17 protein-coding genes are annotated in these 17,068 nt (G+C 63.8%); 5 read left to right on the forward strand and 12 right to left on the reverse strand.

Features of this window, described 5'->3' with window-relative positions; genetic code table 11:
- Positions 1–38 precede the first annotated feature (38 nt).
- The 3 genes from R4P70_RS16590 to R4P70_RS16600 are packed head-to-tail and all read left to right on the forward strand — an operon-like array spanning position 39 to position 2,935.
- On the forward strand, positions 39–827 hold the full coding sequence (locus tag R4P70_RS16590) for an alpha/beta hydrolase (RefSeq protein WP_080909755.1): 789 nt from the start codon (positions 39–41) through the stop codon (positions 825–827).
- Between the two features lie 10 nt (positions 828–837).
- Positions 838–1,134, forward strand: a complete 297-nt coding sequence (locus R4P70_RS16595; RefSeq protein WP_019747820.1) for an MGMT family protein — start codon at positions 838–840, stop codon at positions 1,132–1,134.
- A gap of 49 nt (positions 1,135–1,183) precedes the next feature.
- Positions 1,184–2,935, forward strand: a complete 1,752-nt coding sequence (locus R4P70_RS16600) for an NTP transferase domain-containing protein (RefSeq protein WP_243617123.1) — start codon at positions 1,184–1,186, stop codon at positions 2,933–2,935.
- Positions 2,936–2,940: 5 nt separating this feature from the next.
- Here the strand turns inward: R4P70_RS16600 and R4P70_RS16605 are convergent, their stop codons facing one another.
- Positions 2,941–3,294 carry a hypothetical protein gene (locus R4P70_RS16605; RefSeq protein WP_020907125.1) on the reverse strand — a complete coding sequence of 118 codons (354 nt, stop codon included), beginning with the start codon at positions 3,292–3,294 and terminating at the stop codon, positions 2,941–2,943.
- Entirely contained in the window at positions 3,291–3,869 is a 579-nt protein-coding gene (locus R4P70_RS16610; RefSeq protein WP_243617122.1) for a hypothetical protein, read from the reverse strand. The genes R4P70_RS16605 and R4P70_RS16610 overlap by 4 nt, the downstream gene beginning before the upstream one ends.
- Positions 3,870–3,958: 89 nt before the next feature.
- On the opposite strand from R4P70_RS16610, the gene R4P70_RS16615 reads away from it, so the two are divergent.
- Complete coding sequence (locus R4P70_RS16615; protein WP_003942311.1) at positions 3,959–4,726, forward strand: hypothetical protein; 768 nt, start codon at positions 3,959–3,961, stop codon at positions 4,724–4,726.
- A gap of 35 nt (positions 4,727–4,761) precedes the next feature.
- Here R4P70_RS16615 and R4P70_RS16620 read toward each other — a convergent pair whose 3' ends face one another.
- The 7 genes from R4P70_RS16620 to R4P70_RS16650 form a co-directional block, all read right to left on the reverse strand.
- Positions 4,762–5,409 (reverse strand): maleylpyruvate isomerase family mycothiol-dependent enzyme, encoded by a 648-nt coding sequence (locus R4P70_RS16620; protein WP_243617121.1) that lies wholly within the window; start codon positions 5,407–5,409, stop codon positions 4,762–4,764.
- On the reverse strand, positions 5,354–6,103 hold the full coding sequence (locus R4P70_RS16625; RefSeq protein ID WP_243617271.1) for a sirohydrochlorin chelatase: 750 nt from the start codon (positions 6,101–6,103) through the stop codon (positions 5,354–5,356). Before R4P70_RS16625 ends, R4P70_RS16620 begins: the two co-directional genes overlap by 56 nt.
- On the reverse strand, positions 6,090–7,250 hold the full coding sequence (locus R4P70_RS16630) for a uroporphyrinogen-III synthase (protein ID WP_019747814.1): 1,161 nt from the start codon (positions 7,248–7,250) through the stop codon (positions 6,090–6,092). The genes R4P70_RS16625 and R4P70_RS16630 overlap by 14 nt, the downstream gene beginning before the upstream one ends.
- The gene (nirD, locus tag R4P70_RS16635; RefSeq protein WP_019747813.1) at positions 7,247–7,660 is read right to left on the reverse strand and encodes a nitrite reductase small subunit NirD; all 414 of its coding nucleotides are present in this window, start codon (positions 7,658–7,660) and stop codon (positions 7,247–7,249) included. The genes R4P70_RS16630 and nirD overlap by 4 nt, the downstream gene beginning before the upstream one ends.
- A gap of 90 nt (positions 7,661–7,750) precedes the next feature.
- Positions 7,751–10,252, reverse strand: a complete 2,502-nt coding sequence (nirB, locus tag R4P70_RS16640; RefSeq protein WP_084326442.1) for a nitrite reductase large subunit NirB — start codon at positions 10,250–10,252, stop codon at positions 7,751–7,753.
- Between the two features lie 49 nt (positions 10,253–10,301).
- Positions 10,302–11,702 (reverse strand): MFS transporter, encoded by a 1,401-nt coding sequence (locus R4P70_RS16645; RefSeq protein WP_085989607.1) that lies wholly within the window; start codon positions 11,700–11,702, stop codon positions 10,302–10,304.
- A 113-nt stretch (positions 11,703–11,815) separates the two neighbouring features.
- Positions 11,816–13,078, reverse strand: coding sequence for an MFS transporter (locus R4P70_RS16650; protein WP_019747810.1), 1,263 nt, complete (start codon positions 13,076–13,078; stop codon positions 11,816–11,818).
- A 93-nt stretch (positions 13,079–13,171) separates the two neighbouring features.
- Here R4P70_RS16650 and R4P70_RS16655 point away from each other — a divergent pair, with 93 nt between their 5' ends.
- On the forward strand, positions 13,172–13,852 hold the full coding sequence (locus tag R4P70_RS16655) for a FadR/GntR family transcriptional regulator (RefSeq protein WP_243617120.1): 681 nt from the start codon (positions 13,172–13,174) through the stop codon (positions 13,850–13,852).
- Here the strand turns inward: R4P70_RS16655 and R4P70_RS16660 are convergent.
- The 3 genes from R4P70_RS16660 to R4P70_RS16670 are packed head-to-tail and all read right to left on the reverse strand — an operon-like array spanning position 13,849 to position 17,030.
- A complete protein-coding gene (locus R4P70_RS16660) occupies positions 13,849–14,703 on the reverse strand; it encodes a TIGR02569 family protein (protein WP_007731227.1) in 855 nt (284 codons plus the stop codon). The two genes, R4P70_RS16655 and R4P70_RS16660, sit on opposite strands and share 4 nt — an antisense overlap.
- A gap of 45 nt (positions 14,704–14,748) precedes the next feature.
- The gene (gene moeZ / locus R4P70_RS16665; RefSeq protein WP_243617119.1) at positions 14,749–15,936 is read right to left on the reverse strand and encodes an adenylyltransferase/sulfurtransferase MoeZ; all 1,188 of its coding nucleotides are present in this window, start codon (positions 15,934–15,936) and stop codon (positions 14,749–14,751) included.
- Between the two features lie 47 nt (positions 15,937–15,983).
- A complete protein-coding gene (locus tag R4P70_RS16670) occupies positions 15,984–17,030 on the reverse strand; it encodes a DUF3152 domain-containing protein (protein WP_153212496.1) in 1,047 nt (348 codons plus the stop codon).
- Positions 17,031–17,068: the final 38 nt, after the last annotated feature.

Below are 17,068 nucleotides of genomic sequence, written 5' to 3' on the forward strand. Positions count from 1 at the left end.
AGAGCGCACCGACAACTCACACATCGCCTGCATCCGGCATGATTGACCTCGTGTCTGCACTCCATACGTATCTCTACGGCCCCGTCGGGGCGCCGGAGATCCTTTCGCTGCACGGTCTGACCGGTCACGGCGGCCGTTGGCAGTCGATGGCCGAGAACCAACTGCCCCAAGCGCGCTGGATCTCGCCCGATCTGCGCGGTCACGGGCGCTCGACCTGGGCTCCCCCGTGGAACATCGAATCCCACGTCGAGAGCCTGCTCGAGACACTGGACGAACATGCAAACGGACCGGTGGTGATCGTCGCGCATTCGTTCGGCGGAATGCTGGCGCTTCACCTCGCGGCCACCGCGCCGGAACGCGTTCGTGGGCTCGTTCTGCTCGATCCAGCGATCGGCTTGGATCCGACTTTCATGCAGGAAGTGGCCGAACTCACAATCGGCTCACCGGATTACACCGATGCGGCCGAGGCGTACTCCGAGAAGATTCACGGCTCGTGGGGTGAGGTTCCCACCCAGGACCTCGACGTCGAGATGGCCGAGCACCTGATTCAACTGGGCAACGGGCGCGTCAACTGGCGCCTGTCCACGCCCGCAATCGTGACCGGGTGGGGCGAACTCGCTCGCCCGATCGTGCTGCCACCGCCTTCGATGCCGACCGTGCTGGTTCAAGCAATGAAAGTCCAGCCTCCGTACGTCACCGACGAGTTCCGGGCAGCGCTCACCGAGCACCTCGGTGAAAATCTGACCAGCGTCGAATTCGACTGTGACCACATGGTCCCGCACGTGCGGGCCGACGAAGTCGCCGCCCTCGTTCGCAGCGTGCTCTGAAGGAACCGACATGGCAGCCACCACCGAAGAGCAGATCGAAGAGGTACGGCGACTCATCGCGTCGATTCCGGCCGGTTTCGTGGCGACGTACGGCGATATCGCTGATGCTGCAGGACTTTCCAGTGCTCGCACGGTCGGTTGGATCATGCGGACGGACTCTGCCGACCTGCCGTGGCATCGGGTTCTCGGCGCCTCCGGCAAACCGTCGGCGCACCTGGCTCATCGTCAGATCGCCAAGCTCGAACTCGAAGGGGTACCGATCAAGGAGGGTCGGATCGACCTGAAGAAGGCACGGTTTCACTTCTGATCCCGTGTCACCGGTCGTCCTCACCCCGGCGATGGGGCAGCATGGAGGCATGACCACCACGCCGCCGACCGCCGCCGTCATTCTGGCGGGTGGTCGCGGGACCAGAATGGGTGGTGTCGACAAACCTGGCCTTCTCGTACACGGTCGCAGGCTCCTCGACATCGCGCTTTCAGCAACGTCGCATCTCGACGCCGTCGTCGTGGTCGGCCCGCATCGACCTGAACTTGATCCTGGAATCACCCAAACTCAGGAATCTCCGGCCGGAGCCGGCCCTGTCGAGGCGATCTGGGCCGGGTTGTCTGCGACCCGGTTACCCGATAACGCCGTGGTGGTGGTGCTGGCGTCCGACCTGCCGCACATCGAGGCCGAATCAGTCGACGCCTTGATCGCTGCCACGTCGACGGACAATCCGGTGACGTGTGCCGTGGACGAGAACAACCGAACCCAATTCCTGTTCTCCGCATGGACATTTCGCGAACTCCGGCAACGCCTGTCCACATTGCGGGAGAGTTCGGGGCTGGAGAACCAACCTATGAAAGCGATTGTCACCAAGCCGTTCTCGACGCTGAGTGTCGCTGGTACGACCGACTGCGACACACCGGAAGACATCGATCGCGCGCGAAGCCATCCGCGGCTGACGGTCGATCAAGCCCGCGCCGCCGTCAGGAACTCGCTGACAGCATTGCCGCCGCACCGTGCCGATCTCGCCGACAGCCTCGGAGCAACGCTCGCGCAGCCTCTGGTCGCCCTGGGTGATCTTCCCAGGTCAGACGTTTCGGCGATGGACGGGTACGCGGTCTCCGGCGAGGGCCCCTGGCGAATCCGCACCGAGATCCGCATCGCGGGCGCCGACGGGCAACTCGAACTCGGCGAAGGTGAAGCGATTCGCATTGCCACGGGAGCACACCTGCCCCTCGGCGCCACCTCGGTAATTCGTGACGAGTATCTGTCCGTCGACGAGCCATCTCGGATGGTACGGAGACTGCCGGATGCGCCGCACCGCAACGACGCTCGACCACGAGGGGAAGATTGGACCACCGGATTCACGATCGCCCCGACAGGTACCGCGGTGACTCCGGCGGTGATCTCCGCAGCTGCCAGCGGTGAAGTGTTCGACGCCCTCGTCCGTGGTCCGGTACGGGCACGCCTGATAGTCACCGGCGACGAGATCCGGCGGACCGGTCCACTGCGTGAAGGTCAGACTCGCGACTCCGTCGGCGGGATTCTCCCCTACCTACTGGAAAGCAACGGCGTACGGTGCGTGGCGAATTCGCACCTGCGAGACACTGCGGACAGTTTCGAGCGGGTGCTCGCAGACGGAGTCGACCAGGAAGCCGATCTACTCGTCGTCATCGGTGCGACGGGAGGCGGCGCTGCCGACGAAATGCGCAGTGCGCTCGATCGACTCGGCGCTCGCACGATTGTCGGGCGAGTCGCCTCGCGCCCCGGCGGATCTCAGATAACGGCCGTCCTGCCCAGTGGTCTGGTGGTTCTCGGCCTCCCCGGCAATCCGTATGCCGCCGTGACCACCCTGTTGACGATGCTGCCCACCGTCGTGGCCGCCTTGACCGGAAGCGACACGCCGCCGCCACTACTCGGCATCATCGAGAACGCCGCTGCGGTGAGTTCCGATGCGGTACGCCTGTTGCCGGTGACACAATCCGAAGACGGTCGCTGGCGCGCCGATCCGTCTGTACGTACCGCGCACCTTGCGGGGTTGATCGAACGCTCGGCGTTTGCACTCGTACCGGCACACTCCGGCGACGGCGCCGTCGCCGAATTGGTCGTCCTCCCACGCTGACGGGGTCAGCGGTTTCGGCGCCCGCGCCGGCCGACGTCCGCCAGCACGATCACGCCGACCACGATCGCGAGCACCAGCGAATACACGCCCCACAGCACCAAGAACGGCAGCAGCCAGCCGGCATCAACGGTCTGACCGCGCGGTCCGACGCAGTACAGCGTGAAATTGGTGGACGTACCGTCGCCGTCGGTAAAGGAATCCGAGACGACCATCGCGCTCGATGTCGGTTCTTCACAGAAGATCGGCGCCAAGTGCGCGACCTGGCCGGGCCAGATCACCGAAGACAGCAGTGCGGCAAAGATTCCCACGACCACGATCACCGCTACCGAGATCAGTAACGGAGCGATTCGGCGGCTCACAGCGGCTGCACCAGAAAGGGAGTTCCGCCAGGCTCGAAGACCACAAGTACTCGCGAGCGTGGGGATTCCACCATCACGGAGGCGTGTATCGACTCGGTGCGACTGACCGAGATCCCGGAGACTTCGCCGTCGTCGACTCCGCTGCTCGCCAGCGCGTCGTCGACCAACTTCTCGACATTCGCCAATGCCGGCACTTGATCCAGCGTGAACGATCGCGCATCGAGATCGTCGGTGACACTGACTTGCACGGGGATGGGCTCGCCGAGAATGACGTCGTCGAAAGAGAATCTGTCGAGCTGTGACGGCTTCCCGGGGTCACGAACGGTGACGCCGAGCGTCTCGATCGGGCTGATGTCGATGCTGGTCACCGATATCACGGCGACGCCGTATCTATGTGCGAGGCTGTCGAACCCGCCTCGCACCAACTCCGACGTCATCCCACCGCCACGTTCGCGCATCTGGTTGTCGAAATCCATCCGATCGACGGCACCGATGCATCCGCTCAGACCCGTGGCCGTCAAGGCGATGGCTACCGTCCACAGCGCCGGCCGCACCTGCGAGGACGCCAAATTCATGAGCGGAGCGTACCGCGAGTGTCCGGTTCCATCTCGGTGACCTGCGCGTCGGACGAATTCCTGTCGGCGACTCGTGGGATCATCGCGCCATGAATCGTGTCGACGAAGGATTCGAACCGCCGGACGCATTGGTCGAGTGGTGCCGCTCCCGCACCTTTCCACTGCACGTCCTCGACGACGAAGCGACCGTCGACCTGGATTGGTGGAACGCGCACCTGAAGGACGCCGGCCACACCATCAGCCTGCGCGGGCGTGACCTCGACGGCAAAGTGATCACCGAAGGCCGAGCCATCGTTCAACGCAACGACCTTCGCCCGTCGAGCGACCTCGTTGTCGCCCAGCACGACGGCCTCGGACTGCTCTTTCTCTGCGCGGCCTGGCAAGGCTCGCACGAAAGCAGACGGTTCACGCGGCGGTTCCCCAACGTCTTCAATCCGCATCACCGCGAAGACGAGGATCCGCTGACCCAGATCACAGCCATTCTCGATCACTGTTCGAAAAACAAGTCGATGCCGGTCGTGCGGCGCGACACCTGGTCCGGGTGGCCACTCACCCCCGGCGTGGGGGTATCACTCATGGCCGCTTTCATGTGGGCGGTGGGCGTACAGGACGAAGGCCGACGCGCTCAGATGATCGATCAGTACGGCGTCTCGACACTCATCCACGAGGGCTGGCTCGAGGATCCTTCCGTCACGGGCTTCACGACGCGTCGCTACCGCCGGTACTGCGAACTGCTCGACAGTTGGGCCTATGCCGCCGGCACCCAACCCGAGATCGTCGAGATGTGGTTGGTGAAACGGTGGAGTGCGCGGTTGGCCCAAGCACGCAACGACGTCAGCGCCCCCACCCTGTTCTAATCCTCAGAAAGGCCGTGTCTCAGAAAGGCCGTGTCTCAGAAAGGCCAGGCAGGGAGGGTAGGCAGCCCCACCCTCGTCGGCCTCCCGACCAACCAGGCCAAGGTCTCCGCATCCGACAGCGAAGGAACACGTACAACCGGGACCGCTGTCTCCAGTGCGCCCAACTGACGGGCGAGAGTGAATTCCACGAACTCGGCAGGCCAGTCGTGGCAGGTGTAGCCGATGTCGAGGTCCATCAGGTGAATCTCGATCTCGTTCCAGCGCAGAATCGGCAGATCGAATGCCGTCACAGGTTTGCGCCACGGCACCGGCGTGTCCAGTCGATCTGCCTGGATCTCGCACAACGCGTCGACCAGTCTCGTTCCCGAGAAGCGGTAGTCGAGAGCCAACAACTCAGCCGGGCGATCTGCACCTTCCTCGATTGCAGCATTGCGCGCGTCCGGTCCCCCGGGATACATCTCCCCCGATTCGCCGCCCTGCACTCCGGCAACAAATCTGCCCAGCGCGTCGGCGTTGCGCGACATGTGCGTCACGACGTGTCCCCGGCTCCACCCGGGGAGCCCGGAGGGCTCCCGCGCCTGCTCTTCGGTCAGTCCGCCGATGAGAGCCTGTGCCTTGACGTCGGATTCACGAACTGCGGCGACCAGGTCGGCATACGTCGGCGTTACGGAGTGAGACGTCATTCAGCGATACTAGTTCCCTTCGCGCACTCTCATACCGATTCACGACAAGGTCGACCACTCCCGGATCGACGCCGAGCGATTCGGTCACACCATCGGCTCCTGCAGCGTGCAATCTTTCGTGAAACAGTCCGTGTGCGAGGAGGTACGAGGCAACGAACACTCGCTTCGCGCCGCGAACGCGTGCTGCTGCAACGACATCGGCTACCTTCGGTTCCCCGGTCGCGATGTATCCGATGTCCACCCGGATCCCCGCCGCTTCGGCGAGCATCAGCGCAGCACGCTCGACGTCTCGCAGCGCCCGCGCATCGGAGGACCCGGCGGCAGCAAGCACTATCGCGTCGCCTGGACTCCACCCCGCTTCGGTCAAGCGTCGGAGCAGCACGCGCGCAAGCGCCGGATCGGGTCCGAGTGCGGGCGTCACAGTCACAGCCGAGTGCTCACTGATCGCCACTTCGCGTCGAACATCGGTGTGAACGTGGTAGCCGGACGCCAGGAAGGCCGGTACGAGAATCGCTCGCCCCGGAGTGTCCCGGAGGACTTCAGAAGGTGACGGACCGAGCACGTCGACAAAGGCAACGCGCGTGCGCCCGACGCGCGTGCCGACGGCTTCGGCCAGGGCGGCAACCATTTCCACGCCGCGTGGGCTACGCGTGCCGTGAGCTACCAGTACGAGTACATCGTCATCGCGTTGCATAGTCACCTGGATTCTGTACGTAGTCGCCGGGGTCGAGGGCAAGTCGATAGCCCCGCTTGACCACGGTCTGAACGGCTTTGGGCGCACCGAGGCACGCGCGCAATCGGGCGACGGCGGTCTCGACGGCATGGGTGTCGCCGCCGCCTCCGGGAAGAGATGCCAGAAGTTCGTCGCGGGAGACGACTCGGCCGGGGCTGGCACCGAGAGTGCGGATCAACGACATCGCAGCCGGCGGCAATTGCTTCACTTCACCGTCCACGACGACGCAACCGCCGCGGATGCTGATTTCGTGTTCACCGGCTTGAATCTTGTTGGCTCGCTGCGGGAGTTCGTCGACGATGTGTCGCGCGAGCGCCCCGAGACGCGCCCGCGCCGGGGCTGTGGTCGGTACATTCAAGGCTTCGAGCGGCGCCGAGGTGACCGGGCCGACGCACATTGCCGCCACCGGACCCCGCATCGCGTCGAGAATGTCGCCGAGATCCCCGGTCTTGTCGGCGCGCATCAACATCGACGCAACGGCCGGTGCACTGGTGAAGCTGACGGCGTCGATTCCGGCTGAAGCGATGGCGTCGATCATCCGGTCGAGCAGCGTCGGATCCTCCGGCGGTTCCCATCGATAGACAGGGACCGCGATGACCTCGGCGCCCGCGTCGCGCAGCACCTGACAGAAATCGGGAATCGGCTCCCATTCGGTAGTGGCGCCGTGCAGTTGAACGGCGATTCGTTTTCCCGAGACACCTTCTGCAAGAAGATGTTCGAGCACTTCGGCGGAAGACTCGGATGCCGGAGACCATTCTTCACGAAGGTCGGCCGCGCGGATTGCCCCTTTCGCCTTGGGTCCGCGCGCGAGCAGACGAGCCGAGCCCAACGCGGATCCGAGATTTTCCGCCTCACCCCACCCGTCGGCTGCTTCCAGCCAACCCCGGAATCCGATCCCGGTGGTGGCGACAACCACCTCGGGAGGATCCGAGATGATCTGCTGTGTCACCCTTTCGAGCTCGCGGTCGTCGGCGAGAGGGATGATCCGAATCGCCGGAGCGTGAACGACGTCCGCTCCCCGACGAGTCAGCAACGTCGCGAATTCCTCGGCGCGGCGCGAAGCGGTGATACCTACCGTGAATCCAGCCAACGGCATGTCGTCACTCACGAGACTGCATCGGCGACAGTCGAGCGAACGCCCTGCATCTGAAGGCTGTGTACCTGAACGACGCCGGCCCACACGCGAACTCCGTATACCGGCAGCGCGACCGCGGAGTCGTCCAGCGCTCGGCCGTCGACCAGCGAGAACGCCTGCTTGAGCAGCGGCGAGACCACGATCGGTTCACCGTCCCGGTCGCCGACGAGTCCGCGTGACATCACCGCGGCGCGGCCGTACGGATCGAAGTTGCTGACAGCCCGCAGTGTGCCGTCCTCTAGCAGGAACAGCGCCACCTGCTCGCCGCCGCGAAGAAGCACGGCGACCCCGCGTCCAGGGATCAGATGGCTCAGCGGGCAGGCCGACGTCCATTCGAGTCGATCCGAATCCAGCTTGGCGATCTGCGCATCGATGACACTCATCGAAGTCCTCCTGTCGATCCGGCGACAACGTCGCGCGGGTTCTTGTCTACGTTTCTACGGACCCCGTGTTTCCCACGGGTTACGCGACTATTACCGGCGCGTAGGGATGCTCGGCATACCCATCAGGACTGGAACCTTGCGCACTCCGGTCTCGTCGAACACAACCGTCGGGTCGGCTTCTTCCGGTGCATTCACAAATGAGACGAACCTCGACAGCTTCTCCGGATCACCCAGCACACCAGCCCATTCGTCCTGGTAGCCCTCGACGTGCTTGGCCATCAGAGCCTCGAGTTCTTCGCCGATTCCCAGGCTGTCTTCACAAATAACGGCCTTGAGGTGATCGAGTCCGCCTTCGAGTGATTCGACCCACGGCGCCGTGCGCTGGAGGCGATCGGCGGTGCGGATGTAGAACATGAGGTAGCGGTCGATGTACTTGACCAAGGTTGCGTCGTCGAGGCCTCCGGCAAGCAGTTGAGCGTGTTTGGGCGACTGTCCGCCGTTGCCGCCCACATACAGATTCCAACCGTTCTCCGTCGCGATGACGCCGACGTCCTTGCCACGCGCTTCGGCGCATTCACGAGCACATCCCGAGACGCCGAACTTGATCTTGTGCGGCGAACGCAGGCCGCGGTAGCGGTTCTCGAGGTCGACGGCCATTCCTACCGAGTCCTGAACGCCGTAGCGGCACCAGCTCGAACCGACGCAGCTCTTGACCGTCCGCAGGGACTTGCCGTACGCCTGACCCGATTCCATCCCGGCGTCGACGAGACGCTTCCAGATCGCGGGCAACTGTTCGACACGAGCCCCGAACAAGTCGATGCGCTGACCGCCGGTCACCTTCGTGTACAAGCCGAAGTCACGCGCCACCTCACCGATGACAATGAGCTGCTCACCCGTGACCTCGCCGCCAGGCATACGAGGTACCACGGAGTACGTACCGTTCTTCTGGATGTTCGCGAGGAAGTGATCGTTGGTGTCCTGCAACGACGCCTGCTGGCGGTGCAGGATGTGATCGGAGTCCGTCGATGCCAGAATCGAAGCGACTACGGGCTTGCAGATGTCGCAACCGGCGCCCTTGCCGTACTTGGCGATCAGCGCCGAGAAGGTTCTGGTCTGCGTCGACTGGACGATCTGGAACAACTCGGCCCGCGATTGAGCGAAATGCTCGCACAGTGCCTTCGACATCACGACGCCGGAATCGGCCAGCAGCTGCTTCACAGTGGGAAGGCAACCGCCACAGGTGGTTCCGGCGCTGGTGCACGCCTTCACCGAAGCAATGTCGCATGCGCCGGCCGCGATTGCACCGCAGATGGCTCCCTTGGTCACCGCGTTGCACGAGCACACCTCGGCATCGTCGGGCAGCGAGCCTGCACCCGGCTTCTCCCCCGCAGGCGAGATCAATGTCGCCGGGTCACCGGGTAGTTCGCGACCGACCAGCGGGCGCAGTGACGCGTAGGCCGATGCGTCACCGACAAGAATGCCGCCGAGCAGGATCTTCGCATCATCGGAGACCACGAGCTTCGCGTACGTCCCCTTGGACGCGTCGCTGAGGACAACTTCGAGAGCTCCCGGTGAGGTCGCCATCGCGTCACCGAAACTGGCGACGTCGACGCCCATGAGCTTGAGCTTGGTGGACATGTCGGCGCCCGGGAAATCCGCGGCGCCGCCGAGCAGACGATCGGCCACGATCTCGGCCGTCGTGTAGCCGGGAGCAACCAGACCGTAGCAACGGCCTTCCACCGCAGCACATTCTCCGACGGCATAGATGTTCTCGTCCGAAGTCACGCAGCCGAGGTCGGTCAGGATGCCGCCGCGCTCCCCCACTGCGATGCCGGCGTCGCGGGCCAGCTGATCACGCGGACGAACTCCGGCGGAGAAGACGAGCAGCGCAGCGTCGATGGTGGAGCCGTCGGAGAGTTCGACCACGATTCCGTTGTCGGCCTGCGAGATTCCCGCCGTCCCGACTCCGGTGTGAACGGTGAGACCGAGTTCGGTGACGAGGCGAGCGAGCAGTGCGCCGCCGCCCTCGTCGACCTGCATCGGCATCAATCGCGCATTGTGTTCGACGACGTGTGCCGTCATTCCCATGAGCGAGAGAGCATTTGCGGCCTCGAGTCCGAGAAGACCGCCGCCCACCACGACGCCGACAGCGCCAGGACCCGCCTTCTCGGCGGCGGCCCGAATACCGTCGAGGTCGTCGAGGGTGCGGTAGACAAAACATCCGTCGCCGTCGTGCCCCGGCACGGGAGGCACGAACGGATACGAACCGGTCGCCATCACCAGAGCGTCGTAGGAGATCGTCTCGCCGGTTGTCGTCGTGACCGTGCGTGCATCTTTGTCGATCGAGAGCGCGCCTTCCCCCACTCGGAGATCGACCAGGCCGTCACCGACGTAATCGTTACCGGCCAGTGCCAATTCCTTGGGGTCCCACGCTCCGACGTACGAGGACAGCCCGACTCGGTCGTACGCTGCGTACTGCTCGTCGCAGAGTACGGTCACCGACCAGTTGTTCGCTTCGTCGCGCGAACGCAGTGCCTCGACGAATCGGTGTCCGACCATTCCGTGTCCGATGACAACAACCGACTTGCTCATGACGCCTACTTCCTGAGGTACGAGATAGTTCTGAGATTCTGCGGACCGCTCACGCCGTGACTGCGACCTTCGCCTCGTCGACGTCTGTGGTCAGCGTCGACGGCTTGCGCAGGAAGACGAACCAGGTGACTGCGATGCAGGCGATGTAGAAGGCCAGGAACACCCAGAAGGCCATGGTCGCCGACTTCGCGGGGCTGCTGTACGACGCGCGCAGCACCAGGTTGATGCCTACGCCGCCCAAACCGCCTACCGCACCGGCAAATCCGATGAGAGCACCGGAGATACTGCGCGACCACGTTGCCTTCTCGCTTCGATCCATGTGATCGAAGCTCTGAGCCTTCGCCTCGAAGATCGCCGGGATCATCTTGTAAACGGATCCGTTTCCGATGCCGGAGAGCAGGAACAGGGCGATGAATCCGAGAACGAATGTCACCATGATTCCGGCGCTGGCGACGCCCGCGGTGTTGTCGTCCATCGTTCCGGCCGTCACGAGAATCGATGCAGCGAATGCCATGGCGACAAACGTCCACATGGTGATCTTGCCGCCGCCGATCCGGTCGGCCAGCTTGCCGCCGAGGGGGCGAGCGATCGAACCGAGGAGAGGACCGATGAAGGCGATCTGTGCTGCATGCAGCGCGGCCGCGGCCGGAGTGGCACCGCCGGCGAGGAAGTTGATCTGCAGAACCTGACCGAAGGCGAAGCTGAATCCGATGAAGGAACCGAACGTACCGATGTACAGGAAGCTGATCACCCACGACTCGGAGAACTTGAGTGCCTTGGCCATCGAGCGCAGGTCCGACTTCTGGTTGCCCAGGTTGTCCATGAACAGCGCGGCACCGACGGCAGCAGCGGCAATGAACACGAGATAGACAGCGCACACGATCCACGGAGCACGGTTACCGACGGTGGCGATCACCAGCAGACCGATCAGCTGGATCATCGGCACACCGATGTTGCCGCCGCCGGCATTGAGACCGAGCGCCCACCCCTTGAGGCGTTGCGGGTAGAAGGCATTGATGTTGGTCATCGACGACGCGAAGTTGCCGCCGCCGATACCTGCAGTGGCCGCTACCAACATGAACGTGGTGTACGACGCACCCGGGTTCATCATCAGGTAGAGCGTGAGAAGTGTTGGTACGAAGAGGAACAGCGCACTCATGACGGTCCAGTTACGACCGCCGAACCGTGCGGTGGCAACCGTGTATGGAATGCGGAGGACCGACCCGACAAGTGTGGGCACTGCGACGAGGAAGAACTTTCCGGCCGCGTCGATGCCGTAGATATCCGTCGGCATGAACAACACCATCACGGACCAGATCGACCAGATCGAGAAGCCGACGTGTTCGGCTACCACTGACCAGATCAGGTTCCGCTTCGCGATGTCCTTGCCGCCGGATTCCCAGGCGTCGACGTCCTCTGCATCCCAATGCTCGATGTAATGACTCACCAGGGCCTCCTGAATATGTTGGAGACCCAAAGGTAGAAAACGGTTATTGCGCCGGTGCTGCGTGCGATGACCGCGAAGTCAATTGATCCTCACCCGGTAACAAGACCGGGTGTGAGCTAGTTTTTCGCAGGTGCGTGCCAGGAATCCTCGAGCATCCGAGGCTTGCATGCCTGGTAGGCGCCCAGGAGCACCACGATCACAGCGACGACGAGCAGGCCGAACGGCGCAGCGTATCCACCGGACACGTCGTGGAAAACGCCGAACAGGAGCGGACCGAGGCAGGCAACGGAGTAGCCGATGCCCTGGGTGAAGCCGGACAGTGCCGAGGAACCGATGTGCGAACGAGTACGCAGGTTGATCAGCGTGAGCGACATCGGGAACGTGCTCGGACCGAGGCCCAGGACGACAACCCACACGACCGGCGCCGCCATCGGGGCAAAGTACAGCCCGCCCATGCCGACCAGGTAGCAGACGGCACACGCGATCACGACAGGGAAGGGATTGGCCATGCGGGCGCACAGGGTCGGCGCACCGAACGCTGCGACGAGCCCGATCACCGAGAACATTCCGACCATCGTTCCGCCGAAGGCATCACTGGCTCCGGCGTCACGAAGGATCGAGGGAATCCACGTGAACATCGAATACGTGATCAGTGAGGTCATGCCGAACATGCCGGCCATCCCCCAGGCCACGGGAGAACGCCAGACCTGACCGCGTGGCTGTTCTGCCACTGCCGCAACCGAATCCGATGCATTCTCGACGGACCCGGCTTCGTTCGCGCGAGCTTTGCGCGAGCGAGCGAGGGTGATCAACCACGGCACTGCTGCGGCGAAGCCGAAGGCGGACCACCAGCCGATCGAGAACCGCCACCCGAAGGCGTCGGCGACCGGGACTGCGACGAACGCCGGAACGATGGTGCCGATCTGCACGGCCACGATGTAGACCGAACTCATGGTGGCGAGGCGATCCGAGAAGTACCGCTTGACCAACGGCGGGATCACGACATTGCCGATTCCCATGCCTGCCAGTGCCAGAGCTGAGAGGGCCAGCAACGACCATGTCTGAGACATCATGGCGCGCAACAGCATTCCGACGCCGGCCATGAGCATCGCGACGAGGGCCGTTCGCTCGAGCCCGATACGTTTCGCGATGGCGGGAGTGATGAGACCGAAGATGGCGAACATTGCGGTCGGAACCATGCCGAAGACACCGACGATCGAGGCGGAGAAGCCGATCTCGTCGCGAATCTCGGCCGCCAAGGGCGAGAACGAGGTCACCGCAAGTCGAAGTACGAGCGCAGACATCGCAATCGCCGCGAAAACGAGCACACGGCCTTGTATCAACGAGCGGGTTTCGGTTCTCTCCAGTTGAGCAGTCACCGGGAAATCATAGGATGACCGGACGAACTCGCACAAGCGCGGTAATCTAACGTCACATTCACACCACTTACCCGGATCCGAGGAAACAACCACGTGCAACCCGTTCGACGCGCAAGTCTCATCTCGCAGGTCACCGAACAACTCCGCAACGAGATCCGGAGCGGAACCTGGCCGATCGGTTCCAAAATCCCCACCGAACCGGAACTGTCGGAGCTGACCGGGACCGGTCGCAATACCGTGCGCGAGGCGGTCCAGGCGCTCGTTCACGCCGGAATGCTGGAACGTCGTCAGGGATCGGGCACCTACGTCGTTGCTGTCTCCGACCTCGGTGGCACTCTCGGCAACTACTTTGCCGGCGCCCACCAGCGGGATGTACTCGAACTTCGGCGCGCACTCGACATCACCGCGGCCACCCTCGCCGCCGCACGGCGAACCGAAGACGACATCGCCGAACTGACGCGACTACTCGAGCTTCGCACCGTGTCATGGGAGGGTCAGGACATCGACGCTGCCACCACCGCGGACGTCGCCCTGCACCGAGCAATCGTCGCGGCCAGCCACAACGAGGTCTACCTGGAGTTCTACGACTCCCTGCTCCCCGTCATCGAGACCACGATCCAACAGCACATCGATGCAACCGGCGAAGGATTCCACTCGCAGCACGCAAACCTCGTCAACGCTGTCGTCGACGGGAACACCGTGGCCGCCTCGAACGCCGCACGCGAGCTGTTCGAGGGCCTGGTCTCGGACTTCGGTACCGGCGCCCCGATCTAGAGCAGCAAGCGCACGATGTCGGAAGTACGGGCCAACCCCGGGAACGCGTCCGCCGTCGAGCGGGGATGCAGAACATGAACTGCCAAGCGGAACATCACCGCACGTAGAAGCATCTGCGGCCACTCGGGAAGGTCTTCCCACCGGCCGACCAGTGCCTCGTCGGCACCGCCCCACGAGATCGCGTCGACCACAGCGACGGCAGCGGCCCACGCAGCCGGTCGCCAATACGGCGTGATGTCGGTGATTCCGGGGGCCATACTGCCCGAGAACAGCACCGTCCCGAACAGATCGCCGTGCACGAGCTGGTCCGGGCTCTGCACCGGCTTCCGCAAAGTAGCGAGCCCGGCAATCAGTTCCAGACTTTTGCGACCGTCAGGAGTGGGCGTCTCGAGTTGCTCGACGCCCTTCGCGATCCTCAGCGGAACCGTTTCCCATGCCGCGCGATCAGCGGCGACGAATACGTCGACCTCGGCCCACGGCGGCACCGGCGGTTGTGCAAGGAAGCGCGGGCGCTCGAGCGAGGCCGTCGCCGCATGCAGTCGGCAGGACATCGAGACCACTTCGTCGTGACGTGGTTCCGGCGATCCGACGATGAATGTGTCGGCACGCCAGCCCGAGACGACGTAACGACCGTCGGTCGAACGCACCGGTCGAGCCAGCCGAACGCCGTCGACTTCGAGGTTCTCTCGCACCTTCGCCGACCACGCTGCGCGGGCATGATCCGCGACTGCTGAAAGGACGACGTCTCCACACAGCCACCCGCCGTCCCAATCCGCACCGAGTGGGATGGGATCGACTTCACGGAGGCCGAAGGTGGAGCACACGTGCTGGGGAGGTTGGCCTGTGCTCACACCCCAACGCTACCGGTGCGCGGCGCCGCCTCCCGCGAGGCGCGCCTAGTAGACCGGCAGACTCGCATCCACCTGGTTCGCCCAGGCGATCGCGCCGCCTTGAACGTGAACTGCGTCGGAGAAACCGGCGTTCTTGAGAAAGGCCAGTGCCTCGGCCGAACGAATGCCGGTTTTGCAGTACAGAACTATCTGCTTGTTCTGCGGCAACGTCGCCAGAGCTTCACCGGAAAGGATGCGGTCCTTCGGGATCAGCACCGCCCCCGGCAGATGCATGATGTCCCATTCAACCGGTTCTCGTACGTCTACCAGCTCGATCGATCGTCCCTCGCCGATCATGGCCTCCAGCTCCGGCGCCGTGATCGTCGAGCCGACAGCAGCAGCGCTCGCCTCTTCGGACACGACACCGCAGAACGCGTCGTAGTCGATCAAGGCGGTGACCGGCACGCGGGTCGGATCACGCTGAAGGCGGATCGTCCGGAACGTCATCGCAAGAGCGTCGTAGATCATCAGGCGCCCGAGAAGCGGTTCGCCGATCCCTGTGATGATCTTGACCGCCTCGGTCGCCATGATCGAACCGACGGTCGCAGGCAGGACTCCGAGAACACCGCCCTCGGCGCACGAGGGGACCATGCCGGGCGGCGGCGCCTCCGGGTAAAGATCGCGATAATTCAGTCCCGCGCCGTCCGGGGCGTCTTCCCAGAAGACCGAGACCTGCCCTTCGAAGCGGTAGATCGAGCCCCACACGTACGGCTTTCCGGCGATGACGGCGGCATCGTTGACGAGGTACCGCGTCGCGAAGTTGTCCGTACCGTCCAGGATCAGGTCGTACTCCGAGAACAGTTCGACCGCGTTGGAGTTGTCCAGGCGGAATTCGTGCAACCGGACGTCGACGTGCTCGTTTATCTCGAGAATCGACTCCTTCGCGCTGACCGCCTTCGGGCGTCCGACGTCGGAGCGTCCGTGAATCACCTGACGCTGCAGGTTCGACATGTCGACCTCGTCGAACTCGACGATCCCGATGGTGCCCACTCCTGCGGCCGCGAGATAGAGCAGTGCAGGCGAACCCAATCCACCGGCGCCGATGAACAGGACTCGCGCATTCTTGAGCCGCTTCTGGCCGGTCATGCCCACGTTCGGGATGATCAGGTGCCGGCTGTATCTGGCAACTTCCTCCCGGCTCAACTCGGCTGCCGGCTCCACCAGTGGTGGCAATACGACGGGTGTTGCAGACACCGCGAAACACTCCTAGTTCAAGACGAGATCAGGGATTCTCGATCCGGTCACGCTCGAGGGTACGGCCACGGATTGAAGCGGCACGTGAGTCCGTTCATCGGAACGACGCCCTCGGGATCAAGCCTAGCGATGTCGTTGTTCGCGGTTCCGAAGGTCTGCTGCATCATGATCGGTGCGAGTCCGCCTTCGGTCTCGCACGGCTGATGAGCGGCGTATCCGATGGCATGGCCGACCTCGTGATTGATCTGATACTGCCGATACGAACCAATGTCACCCTGGAACGAAATGGCGCCTCGCACCCATCGCGGTTCGTTGAGCAGGACTCGGTCCATGCTCGGGTTGTAGCAGGATCCTTCGAGTTCGATCTCGTATCCGCAGCCTTCACGGATAGTCATCTGCGAGGTCAAGGAGATCCGGAAGTCCGGCTCGCCCGCGTCGACGCGCCGGAACGCGACCTTGGGATCATTGGTCCAACTCTTCGGATTTGCCAGCGTCTGATCGACCATGCGTCCGTACGATTCGTCACCGCCGAAACCGGTCGTGTCGACGCCGTCCTCGATCTCGACCGTGTACGTGAACTCGCGTTCGGTTCCCTGTCCGACCTTGCCCGTCGTACCCGGTACGACGTGCCACGTTCCGCCGCCCGCGACGGTGAACGGACCACCGTCGGGGAGCGCGCCGGACGGTATCGACGACGCAAAGGTTCCGTCTCCGGCCGGCGGCGCACCGATGACGTCGGTTCCGTCGGTGCTGTGGGCGAGGTCGGCAGTGGCCGACGTCTTGCTCGCGGTGTCTGTGGCGTCCGGACGTACTGCGTCGACGATCACAAGGATGGTGAGCACCACGAGAACCGGAATCGCGTAGGCCCGCCAACCGTATGTCGAGACGAAGCGCCCGAGCTTGCTCTGCTTTCGCGCTGCCCGGTCCGGCCGCGGATTACGCGGGGTTCGGCCCACTTCTCGTTTGGTCGGATCCCACTGGGCACGCAAGGGCTGATGGGAGGAAATGCCGCGATAGTCGCGTTCGCCGTAGGCACGATCATCCGGCACCTCTGGCCGACGTTCGTCGCGGGGCGCTCCAGTTCCGCTACGCATTCGACGTTCCTCACGTTCAGGGTTCTGCGTAGTTCGTC

Origin of the sequence: Rhodococcus sp. IEGM 1241 (assembly GCF_033142365.1) — a bacterium.
Classification (GTDB): Bacteria; Actinomycetota; Actinomycetes; order Mycobacteriales; family Mycobacteriaceae; genus Rhodococcus_F; species Rhodococcus_F erythropolis.